This window comes from Wolbachia endosymbiont of Trichogramma kaykai (genome assembly GCF_045765165.1).
Classification (GTDB): Bacteria; Pseudomonadota; Alphaproteobacteria; order Rickettsiales; family Anaplasmataceae; genus Wolbachia.
Genome location: NZ_JBJJXK010000004.1, coordinates 1 through 12,877 on the forward strand (window position 1 = coordinate 1; position 12,877 = coordinate 12,877).

A 12,877-nucleotide genomic window follows, 5' to 3' on the forward strand; every position below is an offset into this window, starting at 1 on the left:
CCATTCAAGTTTTCAGTAAAAGTTAAATCACCATCAATGTTATATTCACCTTGTTCAGCAAACTCTACCCCTTTCACTTTTTCTGTAGCAGGAAAATTTATACTCATCACTATATCCTTAGGCCAACCAACTTTCATTAGCTTAGCAATAACCTTTGGTGCAAAAATCTTTGTATTGTTCCAGTCTATTTTACTATGATAAACTTGGCTCAGTGCAATAGAAGGTATAGATCTTGCAGCACCTTCCATTGCAGCACCAATTGTGCCTGAATAACAAATATCATCTCCGACATTTGATCCAATATTTACCCCAGATAATACTAAGTCTGGTTTCTTATTCATAATTTTATTTAACGCGATAATAACACAATCTGCAGGAGTACCAGACACACTAAACTCCCTTTCGCTATGTTGGTTTATTCTAATAGATTGTTTCACTGGGTAATCAAGAGATCTTGCAGATCCACTCCTGTCAGTATCTGGTGCCACCATCCATACTTCCGATGCAAAGTTGTGTGCATTTTCTTTAAGTAGTCTTATTCCTTCACTTTCAAAACCATCATCATTTGTTATCAATATTATCATATCTAATACTCATCTATCAAAGTATACTAATGAGGTTTGAAGTTTCTTTTTATAACCATAACAAAGAGTCTGCTACAAATCAATAAGGAAAAATTAGAAGGCGGCCAGATTGCCATCGCCTAGGTTGCTGTGAGTTAATTGTAAATACCAATTTTAGCTTCACGCCTAACTCACAATCAAAGTTTAGACAAGTCTTAGAGCTTTAAGCAGCAGAGAATCTTGTATGCCCTGCAAAAAATGCTTTCATCTTTTCAAGATAAGTAGATGGTTTTTTAGGGATTTCTATATTATCTATTACAGCACTTACTTCTTCCTTGATATCCTCATCTGTAATTAGTTCTTTCAATTTCTGCTTTATAGGATCCCTTCCAACTTCTTGGCCATATCTATTATAGTAATCGACATACAACTTATTAAAGACAAATTTCTTTGCCTCTTCCATCAACTTACCCATACTATCTTTTACTTCAGGATCCATACCATTCTCAAAGTAGAAATTATTAAAATTATTCTTTAAAATCTTCATCTTTTTGCTTTCATGATGGTTGAGAAACTCTTCCGTAATGCTTTGCATTCTTTCGTATACTTGAGCATTTACCTCAACCGTAAAGTTATTTTTGCTTCAAGGCAACTAAGCAAATAAATAATACGATTAAACATTCCAAGATGACATGCACCACTTCCTTCTTGTAAACGCATGAGTAACATGCATTTTAGTAAATCTACATCTAACTTTTGATTCTTGGCTGCAGCTAAAACTAAGTTTGCAGCTTGTGTTAGCGTTAATTCAGTTCTTGATTCTCCATAAGTTGCTCCATTGGAACCATTAAAGTTAAGATAAAGTTTTAATTGTTCTTTTTGATTACCTGTCAACTCATCTGAATTATTTATATAATCTTCAAACTCTTTATTGAGTACATTTGATTGATTCCCAAATTTCTTCTTTAAATCTTGAGCACATTGGAGAATGCTATACTCAAAACTACTAGTATGGACGCTCTGACTGCCAGTACCTACATCACTTACATTAAACAAAAAGCTCATTTGCTTTACACTTAAACCCAGAGGCGAGAAGAGCTTTGTTAATGGATACTTTATTAACTCAAGAAGTGCTACTGGGATCAATAATATAGTATTAATAAGCACTAAATATATTCTAAGATCCAAGCTCTACTATTTGATAATGTTCTGCTAAGCTCTAATATCTTCGATGAACAATACAAAAATGGTAATTGGATACAATATATTGAGTATATAGAAAAAATAAAATCTTATCTTTCAACCCTATTGTCGGGTCATTATATACTTCAGAAAAGATGTTATCATCACTATTTTCATTTTTGAAAGATTGATAGCTACTTGTAATCTTTTCTGTAAAAATAGAACAGAGCTTATGCAGTCCGTAGCACAAAACACAAGTGACGAGTAAAACTGCAAGTGTTCCAAAAACAGCCAACACCTCACTTGAAGTTTTAGCAAGAAGGAATGCATAAAGCGCATCAATAAAGATCTCAAGTAAGTAGTCAAATAAAAAAATTGCTCCAATAGCAGCACCAACTAATAGAACATACCCACAAACAACCAAAAATGTTTTTAACCTAGGATTCATAAACCACTTCTTAATAACCTATTAATATACTCCTCATTATATGCTTAAATTAAAAAATGCAAATTTTATACAAAAAAGATCAATTGAAATTTTCGAGCTTCAGCTATATTGTTAATATATTTAGATAAAAATTAAACATTGTCATGTCAAATAAAATAGGCTTTTTGGCTATTTTCGCCTTGGTGATCAGTAGCCAAATCGGCTCTGGAATTTTTATGCTCCCAATTAGCCTTGCACCATACGGCGCTTATAGCCTCATAAGCTGGGTTATATCAGGATTTGGTGCTATATCTCTTGCTTTAGTTTTTGCTTCACTCTGCGCAAAATTTCCAGAAACGGGTGGTCCTCATATTTATGTGAAACATGCCTTTGGCTCTACAGCAGCTTTTTTTGTTGGCTGGACATATTGGGTAAGCTCGTGGGTAAGCTCAACAGCTGTGACAATTGCAAGTATCGGTTATTTAGCCCCGCTTTTTCATAATGATATACAAGATATACGTTTGCTTTTAGAAATAACATTAATTTTAGCTATTATGCTAATAAACTTAAGGGGAGTAACTACTGCTGGGCATGTTGAGCTTCTGCTGACCATTGTTAAAATTATTGCACTTCTCGCAATACCTATTGCAGGGTTGTTTTTCTTTGATATAAATAATTTTATTGTAAGCGAGGAAGTATCAAACTTTACAATATCACAAACTCTTGCTCGTTCTACACTCCTTACTCTATGGTGTTTTATTGGACTTGAATCAGCAACAGCACCTGCAGGATCCGTCAATAATCCAGCCCAGACAATACCAAGAGCTATAGTGCTCGGAACAGTCTGTGTTGCTGTGATATATTTCATCAATAGTCTTTCAATTATGGGATTGATAAGTGGTAATAAACTAGCTAGTTCAAAAGCACCATATGTTGATGCGATAAAAATTATGTTTCCAGGTAATTGGCATTTAATTATTTCTGTTGTTGCCTTTATCGTTTCTGTAAGTAATTTAAATGCTTGGTTTTTAGCTGGTGGACAGGTCACCTTAGGCCTTGCAAAAGACAAGCTAATGCCACAATTTTTTGGCAAAAAAAATAAGCATGATGCTCCATTATGTGGAATAATACTCAGTACTTTGGGGGTGTTAGTTTTACTTATCCTAACGTCAAACAAAAGTTTTGCTGAGCAAGTAACTTCAATAATTGATATCTCTGTGGTGTCATTTTTGTTTATCTACTTAGCATGTAGCCTTGCTTTTCTCAAAGTTAATATACAAGACAAAAGCTACTGCAAATTTTTAATTGGAGGTGTGGCTGTATCTTTTTGCTGTTGGATAATACACGAGACTTCTATGAAAACATTGTTAATATCAAGTCTATTCCCTTTAAGCGGAACACTTATTTATCTACTTTGGTATCATACACTAAAAACTTAACTTAAATTTTTTATTTGCTAAAATTCTTAAGCTATACTACTGGCTTACATTCATAGAATTAGGAGGTATTGTGTCAAATAAAATAGGTTTTTGGGCTGTTTTTGCTTTAGTCATTAGTAGTCAGATCGGCTCTGGGGTTTTTATGCTTCCAATTAGCCTTGCTCCATATGGCGCTTATAGCCTTATAAGTTGGATGATATCAGGAGCTGGTGCTGTGTCTCTTGCGCTAGTTTTTGCTACGCTATGTGCAAAGTTTCCAGAAACAGGAGGTCCTCACGTTTATGTGAAACATACTTTTGGTCCTGCTGCAGCGTTCTTCGTTGGTTGGACATATTGGGTAATCTCATGGGTTAGTACAACAGCTTTAATAGTTGTGGGTGTTGGCTATCTTACACCATTTTTCCATGAAGATATCAAAAGTATGCGTTTATTTTTAGAGCTGTTGTTATTCACAATCATTACATTAATAAATTTAAGGGGAATAGCTACTGCAGGGCATGTTGAGTTTCTGTTCACGGTTGTGAAGGTTGCTGTATTGCTTGCAATACCTGTAGCAGCGTTGTTTTTTTTCGATATGAATAATTTTATCATAAGTGAAGAAGTATTAAGTCTTACAACATCGCAAATTCTTGCTCGCTCTACACTCCTTACTTTATGGTGTTTTATTGGACTTGAATTGGCAACAGCACCTGCAGGGTCAGTTGATAATCCAGCTAAAACTATACCAAAAGCTGTGGTGCTTGGCACAGTTTGTGTTGTTGTTATATATTTTATCAACAATTTTGCAATTATGGGATTGATCAATGGCAACGATTTAGCAAGTTCAAGAGCACCATATGTTGATGCGATAAAAATTATGTTTTCTGGTAATTGGCATTTAATTGTTTCTATAGTTGCATTCATTTTTTGTGTTAGCAGTCTAAACGCTTGGGTTTTATCTAGTGGACAAGTTGCTTTTGGTCTTGCAGAAGATAGACTAATGCCAAAATTCTTTGCTAAAAGGAACAAGCATGGCTCTCCTTTTTGGGGAATAACAGTTAGTTCAATTGGAACTGCAATTTTACTAATTCTCACTTCAAACAACAATTTTGCCCAGCAGATTACGTCGATTATTGACTTTTCTGTAATTTCATTTTTGTTCGTTTATCTTGCGTGCTGTTTTGCCTTTCTAAGGGTTATTATACAGGAGAGGAGTTGTTACAAGCTTTTAATTGGTAGCATAGCAACAACCTTTTGTTGTTGGGTGATATTAGAAACCCCTGTAGGCACTCTGCTGATTTCGAGCCTGTTCACTGCGAGTGGCATACCCATTTATTTATTTTGGTACTGCAAAACTTCTGTGCAACAAATTCAGTAGTGAGAGACACACCGTAAATGGTTAATATTTATGGGCCAAGATTTTTTTTCTCTTTATCTACTTGTTCAATATTACCATTCTCAAGTTTGCTACCTACTTCTTCTGTGCGTTTATTATCCATGTAGATCTCATTTTTTGCTTTATTAGAAAGAACTATTTGCGATTGCAGTTTTTTATACTCTTCTTTTTCAAGCGTGAAAATTTTCACTAAAAACCTTCCGATTATTGGTATTGAACTTAAAAAATCTCTTAATCCAAAAGATTCTTGCTTCTTGTTTGAAAGATGCTGGTCTATCTTAGAAATTTTCACACCATACTTTTTATCATCAAAATTTATCGCTGGCTTATTTTTTTTCGAAAGAACATTTTCAATCTCTAATATATTGACTTTTTCAGGCTTTTGAAATTCAGCTACTATAGGCTTGACCTTGGTGTCATTATGCTTTTTACTCATTTCATTCTACCATGCAATGTTACTAGTATCTTGTGATTATAACTAAATTATGGTTAATTTCAAGGTAAAAATATTAAAGTAATTGTAAATTTTATCAGTAAAATATAATATAGCTTTAAAGTCAGGGGTTTATCTAATGGGATATAAAATTGCTGTTGTTGGATCAACAGGGAGAGTAGGGCGTGAGGTATTAAGCGCGCTTGCCGAGTTTCAAGACGAAGGAAAAATTTCAATAGATTCTGTTATTGTATTTGCATCAAAAAAATCAGAGGGAAAAAAGGTAAGTTTCGGCGATGAAGAATTAACTGTCTTAGACCTTGAGAACTACGATTTTGTTGGAATTAATATAGCAATTTTCTGTGCTGGGTCTCATGTTTCCGAGAGATACGTACCGATTGCAACTGAAGCTGGATGTATTGTCATAGATAATACCTCTCGTTTTAGGATGAAAGAAGGCGTGCCACTAGTTATTCCAGAGATCAATAAAGATAAAATTACGGAATATAAGAATCACAACATAATATCTAACCCAAATTGTACTACAATACAGATGTTGTTGGCATTGCATTTATTGCACCAAAAAGCAAAAATAAAGAGAATCGTTGCTTCAACTTATCAATCAACTTCTGGTGCAGGTAAAGCAGCAATGGATGAACTCTACAACCAGACAAAAAAAATATTCATGAACGAAGCTAAAAAATCTGAAATATTTCCCAAGCAAATAGCATTTAATTGCATTCCCCATATAGGAGATTTCATGGAAGATGGCTCTACAGAAGAGGAATGGAAAATGCAAGAGGAAACAAAAAAAATTTTAGGAGAGAATATAAAAGTGACTACAACTTGTGTCAGAGTACCTGTCTTTATTGGACACGCTATTGCGGTAAATGTAGAATTTGATCAGCCTATAACTGAAAAGGAAGCTCGTGAAATGCTCAGTGAAGCCGAAGATAGTGGAATTTTAATGTACGATAGGCGTGAAGACGGTGAATATATGACTCAGATTGATACTGTACAGGAGGATGCTGTATATGTATCGCGTATCAGACAAGACAGTACCATAAAATATGGACTCAATATGTGGATAGTAGCTGATAATCTACGCAGAGGTGCAGCACTAAATATAGTGCAGATCTTGGAGATCTTGATCAAAGAGCATTTATAGCTCAATAACTTAAATCTATATTGACATGTCCCATTTTACGCTTGTCCCTAACCTCTTTTTTCCCATATATGGTCAAACTAGCTTTTTCGTTGCTCAAATATTTGTGAGAATTATATATATCATTACCTATTATATTTTTTGTCATGCAAGGAAAGCGTAATACTACTTCCTGCATAGATAGCCCGCATATTATCCTAACTAGCTGCTCGAATTGACTAACGTTGCATGCATCCAAGCTCCAGTGGCAAGAATTGTGGGGTCTTGGGGCCAGTTCATTAACTAGTAATTCATGATTTTGAGTGATGAAAAATTCAATAGCTAGAATTCCTACTATATCAAGCGCAGTTACTATTTTCTCTGCAGTTTTTTGTACCTCTTGGGCTAATTTATTATCTATTTTAGCTGGTGCTATTGAAGTATTAAGTATTCCGTCAACGTGGTGATTCTCTGCTATGGGAAAAAGAGCTACTTTACCGTTTTTATCTCTTGCAACGACTGTTGAAACCTCTTTCAGTAAATCAACACTTGCTTCAAGAATGTACTCTTTATTCCAATCGAAGCAAGCAAATTGCTTCAGTTCAGAATTATTTTCAATCACATGTTGTCCTTTTCCATCATAACCCATTTCCGTTGTTTTTAGCCTCACTGGAAAGCTAAAAGTTTCACTACTTTCTAGCAGCTGATTATAATTTTGTATACTTTTGTAATCAGCAGTTTTTATGCTTAAATCTCTAATAAAATCTTTCTCTCTCAGCCTATTTTGCGAAATGTGTAATGCCTTTCTGCCTGGATAAAAATCTGTATGCTGCGACACAATATCAATTGCACTACATGGAATATTTTCAGACTCAATAGTGACTAAATCCACACTCTGTGCAAAAGATTCAAGTGCTCTCTTATCACAGAAGTCTGCTATTGTTAAGTCATTAGCAACAGAACAAGCTGGATCGTTTTTAGCACTGGCAAAAATATGCGTTTTGTGCCCAAGTTTCATTGCAGCGGTAGCAGTCATTTTACCCAATTGCCCACTTCCTATTATTCCTATCACTTTTTTATCCAGTGGATCTGTTTTGTTCATCATGTAAATTAATACTTCCTAGTTAGAGTACGATAATATGCTTGGAAAATACATGAAAAAAGTGTATAATTGAAGTGTGTTAGATTTTTCTCATGAACACTTTACGACGACCATGAAATACACACTTATTACTAATTCTGTTGAAGTTACGGTTTTGCCAATTTACATTGAAGAGCAATCCATTCCTTATGAAAATTGTTACGTATGGGTGTATAATGTTAAGATAAAAAACAAAAGCTCATCAACCATTCAATTATTAAGTCGCTATTGGCAAATAATAGATCATAAGGGAAAAACAAATGAAATTGCCGGAGTTGGTGTTATTGGAGAACAACCTGTAATAAAATCTGGAGAGGTATTCAAATATACAAGTGGAACATACTTAAATACACCATCAGGAATAATGCAGGGTAAATATGAATTTCTGAATGAAGAGAGCATAAAAACCTTTGATGTTATGGTACCACCCTTTTCCTTAGATAGTCCATACGTTAACACTAGACCTCATTGATTATCAAGATAGTGTATTTGTTTAAGTGCATCTGAAACTAGTGCTTCTTGTTTTGTCATTTCAGCTTCCATAATGTCATCCGATTAGCTGATACTGAGATCCAACTAAGTTGATAAACATGAAAGCACTGACCATTTGCTTCTATAGTTGTCTTTTTTCGTCTATCTTATTTTGTTACTCTGCTGAACAGATACAAAACAGTTTATTTTTGATTCTTATCATCAAGTGTGAATAAGATTATTGTAGAGGTTAAACCTATAATAACTATCATTAACGAAAATGGGGCAGCTTCCCTATAACGCTCATCGCTGACAAGTTCATATACTCTAGTTGATATAGTTTCAAAGTTAAACGGTCTGATAATTAGTGTTGCCGTGAGTTCTTTTACCGTATCCATAAACACGAGCAGAAATCCCGATAGTATGCTTTTCTTGATAAGGGGAATATGAATATTCAGGCAAGTGGAAATAGGCCCATGACCCATAGTATATGCAGTCCATTCAATTTCATTTGGTGTTTTTTTGAGTCCCGACTCTATCGCCTTGAAAGATATAGCAAAAAAACGAAATAAATATGAGTAAACTAATGCGCCAATAGTTCCTACCAAGCTAATTTCTACAATATATTGAGTAATGAAAGAAGATATTCTGCTTAAAAACATTATTATGCTAATTGCAATAATTGCATTTGGAATTGCATATCCAAGAGAAATGAGACGTGCTATATTGCTTATTACCTTATTTTTACGTGCTGTATATCCAATAATTATTGCAATGCTGATCGAGATTAGCGCGGTAATAAATGATAAACTAATACTGTTTGTTATTATATTATAAAATCTTGCTTCATATATGAAAAAGCCTTTCTCTATGCTCCAATATATGAGTGGGATCATTGGTAAAATAAAGCCTATTAATATTGGCAATAAACACATAAGATAAGAAAAGATCAACGATATAGAACCGTTTATACTACGTTTATTGTGATAATCTGCATTAGTATTGATTGAAGAGTAAGATATTTCTCTTTTTTGTAGTTTTTTCTCGATAACTATTAGTGTTGCGACGAAAATCAGTTCTGCAACTGCCAAAACAGTAGTTGAATATTTGTCATGCAATAAAAACCAAGTACGGTATATTCCTGTCGTGAAAGTATCGATAGCAAGAAACTGTGGTGTGCCGAAATCTGTAATTACTTCCATTAGTACCAAGGATAACCCAGCTATAATTGATGGACGTATGGAGGGTATGATGACAGAAAACAGACTCTGTAATGAGGAGAACCCAAGTGTTGATGCAATAGTGACTGAGTTACTAACGCTCTTTAGACTTGAGCGGACCAACATATAAACGTATGGATATAGACTAAATCCCATTACTAATATTCCACCACCTAGGGATTTGATCTCGGGAAACCAATAGTCACCTTTGCCAAATTGAAAAGTATCTCTTAATAAGCTCTGAATCGGACCTGAAAACTCTAGCGTATTTACATAAACAAACGATACTATATATCCAGGAATTGATATCGGAAAGAATAAGGCAATCTCAAAAATTCTACTTCCGGGAAACGCAAAAAATGTAGTAAGCCAAGCTGGAATTACTCCGAATATAAAGGATATTAACCCTACTCCTACCATCAAGATCAACGTATTGAGTATATATTCAGGAAAAAGTCTACTAATTACCCATCCAGAGTTTGCTGATTCTGTGAATAGAATCGATATTAACGATAGTATAGGGCAGACAAATAATACACTTACTAAAAATAAGAATACATTTTTAAATACTCTCAGAAACATCAACTTGAATCTATATTTGATATTAAAATGTTATATGTAAAAATTAAAGATATCCAGTAATTAACAGCCGTCCTATTGAATATCTTCATAATTTTATATATTATGTCTTAGATCGATAAACTAATTAATTATGAGTTTTGTTATTGCAACTTTCTATCATTTTATAAAACTCTCTAATTATTATGACATGAAAGACGAAATAAAGGTTGCATGTGACAACGTTGAATTAAAAGGCACTATACTCCTTGCAGAAGAGGGTATTAATGGAACTGTATCTGGAGAAAGAAACGCAATTGATAAAATACTTGATTTTCTACGTTCTGATGAAAGGCTGAAAGGTCTTGCGTGGAAAGAGAGCTCGTCAGAATATCAACCATTTAGTAAGATGAAAGTGAGATTAAAAAGAGAAATTGTGAATCTTGGTATAAGCAATCTCGGTACTTCCGTTAGAGGCCAGTACGTTGATCCAGAACATTGGGATGATTTTGTCTCTCAATCTGATATTTTAGTGATAGACACACGAAATGAATACGAAGTAAAACTAGGCAAGTTTAAAAATGCAATTAATCCACACACTCAGCGTTTTCGCGATTTTCCTCAGTGGGCAGAGTCATTTTCTGAAAGTAAAGACCTGAAAGTAGCTATGTACTGTACTGGTGGAATCAGATGTGAGAAATCTACAGCATATATGAAAAGCCTTGGATTTAAAGATGTTTACCATCTTAAAGGCGGTATTCTTTCCTATCTTGAAAAAACTGGTAATAAAAGTGGTAATTGGGAAGGCGAGTGTTTTGTTTTTGATGATAGAATTGCTGTTGATCACTCACTCACCCCAAGTGATAAAATAAAATGCATATTCTGCTCAAGTAAAGTTTCAACTGATGAGCTGAAATCAGTTCCACGTGGCCAGGTAGTTTGCTCTGATTGTAAATCTTCAAATATTGAAAGAAATTCAGAATACAACACGAACCTTTAACAACTTCTTTCTCTTTGCATATTTGTAGCCTTAATTTTATCAAGGCATTTACCTACAACATAGCCCGCTCCAGCTCCAAGTAACGCACCAACTATAGCAAATGCAATCAACACTACACCAGAACCGCCAATAAGAGCTAAAGTTTCTTGCCCTAAACAACATGCTGCAACTAAACCAATTACTACACCTATACACCTAAGTTTCATATTATTACCTCTTCTAGATTTTATGTCATGACTAGTATCATGATCTCCAAAACCAAATTCTTCGATACCTTTTCTTTCTTTTATAAAATCGATAAGCTCACCTATTGTTTTGTTACGCAAACTATCTAAAAATATAACTTTATCTTCTACATTTTGTTCAAATACATTTTGTTTGCGTGTCATTTTATTTTTCCATTCTATTAGAATATGTTTTTATTACACTGAGCATCTTAACGATTGGTAAATTTCCATACAAGAATAAGTAGATAATCTTACCACTATAGGTCGGACTAAAGCGGTATAAGATTAAATTCCTGAAAATATTGGTAAGAAGAGCTTTTCCAAAAACAATAAAGTTAAGAGTTGAAGAGATAGTAAAAGAGCGACTTACAGTTAATCCAATTGATTTTGGTGAATCGTTTTGTTACAAACTCAAATGATACAGAAGACTGAGAACTAGTGATTATCGTATCATGTAAATGCTGCAAAGTATGAAGTAACCATTGTTTCAATAAAACACAGAAAAGACATTTACGAGTCTGAGGCTCCATACTAATATCCTTCCTAGTATTAACTTACTGTAACCTTTCCGGTTGAGCAACTGCGATTCTTTGCAACGTTTATCTCTAATCCGTTATTAGCATCGATTTTATAGTCTGTAGAGTAGTAAAATTATGGGGGTATAGTCAAAAAATGAATTATTTTTGAGCTGAGCAAAGCCACCTAAGGTGGAGAATGGATCAGGAAGTAGGGATGTATAATATTTATTTTGTAAAAACTGTATTGAGAAATAACTATGCTATTATCAATATTTTAACATTTATATGTTAAAATCGTATTAATTTTTTAATTAAGGAGAATATTATACCAAGAAACATAAAAGCCCTTCCTTTTTTTCCTCCTTTTCATATGGCGGAAAGTGGGATGCTAAAAGACACACAAGACTTAACTTCATCGACACTTGATGCATGGGATGGACGTCATTGGTGCCATAGAAACTGTGAGAAGATACACGCGGATAGTGATTTTCTGGGAGTAGCAAAATCTATATGCAAGGCCAAATGTAATAGTATGTATGACGCTCCTGAACATCCTTCACAAGGACCAACTGATATTGATGTAAGTGATACATTAAGAGGTATTGGAGACAATTTCCATGCTCTCGCAGATTCGTTTTCTGTTCTGTAGAAGATACAGTAAAAAGCGTGAGGCTTCTCTTGTTTTCCGGAATTTTCAATAAAGAATTGTATTGACATATTATGGCAGGTTAAGTACATAGCAGTTTGCTGATGCTCGTGAGAAATGACACATACTAAGCATAGTATTGCAAGATATTGTTAGGAATAGGGAAGGTATGCTGGCTACTGGATGTATTTCTATGATAACAACTACTCTTCGTCATCAAAAATCAAGAAGGCTCTGCAACTTGATGAACATCAACTCTATTCTTTTATTGACGTAGATGACTCTGAAAAATTGCGGAGCTGAAGTGCTAATGCTATATGGTTATTACGTTCAAGAACAAAACAGAAAATCCTATGTTATACTAGAAATAATGTGCGGAAAAGGGGGGATTCGAACCCCCGACATATTTTCATATGTGCACGCTTTCCAAGCGTGTGCTTTAGACCACTCAGCCACCTTTCCATACTTATCATAATATTAAAAACTGTGCTGCTAAACAACTGGTATATATGGCCACGGAAATTAACAGTATT

General features: G+C 34.3%; 14 protein-coding genes and 1 tRNA gene. 6 read left to right on the forward strand and 9 right to left on the reverse strand.

Annotation, left to right across the window (positions count from 1 at the left end; translation table 11 throughout):
* The 4 genes from surE to wTKK_RS03990 form a co-directional block, all read right to left on the reverse strand.
* The coding region (gene surE, locus wTKK_RS03975) for a 5'/3'-nucleotidase SurE (RefSeq protein ID WP_407512244.1) at window positions 1–584 on the reverse strand (584 nt) is incomplete at its 3' end.
* A 202-nt stretch (window positions 585–786) separates the two neighbouring features.
* A complete protein-coding gene (locus wTKK_RS03980; protein ID WP_407512246.1) occupies window positions 787–1,110 on the reverse strand; it encodes a hypothetical protein in 324 nt (107 codons plus the stop codon).
* A 68-nt stretch (window positions 1,111–1,178) separates the two neighbouring features.
* Window positions 1,179–1,730 (reverse strand): hypothetical protein, encoded by a 552-nt coding sequence (locus wTKK_RS03985; RefSeq protein ID WP_407512248.1) that lies wholly within the window; start codon window positions 1,728–1,730, stop codon window positions 1,179–1,181.
* 52 nt (window positions 1,731–1,782) lie between these two features.
* Window positions 1,783–2,193 carry a hypothetical protein gene (locus wTKK_RS03990; RefSeq protein WP_407512250.1) on the reverse strand — a complete coding sequence of 137 codons (411 nt, stop codon included), beginning with the start codon at window positions 2,191–2,193 and terminating at the stop codon, window positions 1,783–1,785.
* A 143-nt stretch (window positions 2,194–2,336) separates the two neighbouring features.
* On the opposite strand from wTKK_RS03990, the gene wTKK_RS03995 reads away from it, so the two are divergent.
* Window positions 2,337–3,611 (forward strand): APC family permease, encoded by a 1,275-nt coding sequence (locus tag wTKK_RS03995; RefSeq protein WP_407512252.1) that lies wholly within the window; start codon window positions 2,337–2,339, stop codon window positions 3,609–3,611.
* Window positions 3,612–3,681: 70 nt separating this feature from the next.
* The gene (locus wTKK_RS04000; RefSeq protein WP_407512255.1) at window positions 3,682–4,968 is read left to right on the forward strand and encodes an APC family permease; all 1,287 of its coding nucleotides are present in this window, start codon (window positions 3,682–3,684) and stop codon (window positions 4,966–4,968) included.
* A gap of 28 nt (window positions 4,969–4,996) precedes the next feature.
* Here wTKK_RS04000 and wTKK_RS04005 read toward each other — a convergent pair whose 3' ends face one another.
* Complete coding sequence (locus tag wTKK_RS04005; protein WP_407512257.1) at window positions 4,997–5,422, reverse strand: hypothetical protein; 426 nt, start codon at window positions 5,420–5,422, stop codon at window positions 4,997–4,999.
* Between the two features lie 136 nt (window positions 5,423–5,558).
* On the opposite strand from wTKK_RS04005, the gene wTKK_RS04010 reads away from it, so the two are divergent.
* Window positions 5,559–6,587: an aspartate-semialdehyde dehydrogenase gene (locus wTKK_RS04010; RefSeq protein WP_407512258.1), complete on the forward strand. Its 1,029-nt coding sequence runs from the start codon at window positions 5,559–5,561 to the stop codon at window positions 6,585–6,587.
* Between the two features lies 1 nt (window position 6,588).
* Here wTKK_RS04010 and wTKK_RS04015 read toward each other — a convergent pair whose 3' ends face one another.
* Entirely contained in the window at window positions 6,589–7,665 is a 1,077-nt protein-coding gene (locus wTKK_RS04015) for a 5-(carboxyamino)imidazole ribonucleotide synthase (protein ID WP_407512770.1), read from the reverse strand.
* Window positions 7,666–7,777: 112 nt separating this feature from the next.
* On the opposite strand from wTKK_RS04015, the gene apaG reads away from it, so the two are divergent.
* The gene (gene apaG / locus wTKK_RS04020) at window positions 7,778–8,176 is read left to right on the forward strand and encodes a Co2+/Mg2+ efflux protein ApaG (RefSeq protein ID WP_407512260.1); all 399 of its coding nucleotides are present in this window, start codon (window positions 7,778–7,780) and stop codon (window positions 8,174–8,176) included.
* A 202-nt stretch (window positions 8,177–8,378) separates the two neighbouring features.
* On the opposite strand, the gene wTKK_RS04025 is transcribed toward apaG, so the two are convergent.
* The gene (locus wTKK_RS04025) at window positions 8,379–9,977 is read right to left on the reverse strand and encodes an ABC transporter permease (RefSeq protein ID WP_407512262.1); all 1,599 of its coding nucleotides are present in this window, start codon (window positions 9,975–9,977) and stop codon (window positions 8,379–8,381) included.
* 130 nt (window positions 9,978–10,107) lie between these two features.
* On the opposite strand from wTKK_RS04025, the gene trhO reads away from it, so the two are divergent.
* Window positions 10,108–10,953, forward strand: a complete 846-nt coding sequence (trhO, locus tag wTKK_RS04030; RefSeq protein ID WP_407512264.1) for an oxygen-dependent tRNA uridine(34) hydroxylase TrhO — start codon at window positions 10,108–10,110, stop codon at window positions 10,951–10,953.
* On the opposite strand, the gene wTKK_RS04035 is transcribed toward trhO, so the two are convergent.
* On the reverse strand, window positions 10,950–11,342 hold the full coding sequence (locus wTKK_RS04035; RefSeq protein ID WP_407512266.1) for a hypothetical protein: 393 nt from the start codon (window positions 11,340–11,342) through the stop codon (window positions 10,950–10,952). The genes trhO and wTKK_RS04035 overlap by 4 nt on opposite strands.
* A gap of 741 nt (window positions 11,343–12,083) precedes the next feature.
* Between wTKK_RS04035 and wTKK_RS04040 the strand changes: the two genes are divergently transcribed.
* Entirely contained in the window at window positions 12,084–12,347 is a 264-nt protein-coding gene (locus wTKK_RS04040) for a hypothetical protein (RefSeq protein WP_407512268.1), read from the forward strand.
* Window positions 12,348–12,719: 372 nt separating this feature from the next.
* Here the strand turns inward: wTKK_RS04040 and wTKK_RS04045 are convergent.
* Window positions 12,720–12,806 (reverse strand) — tRNA-Ser (locus wTKK_RS04045).
* Window positions 12,807–12,877: the final 71 nt, after the last annotated feature.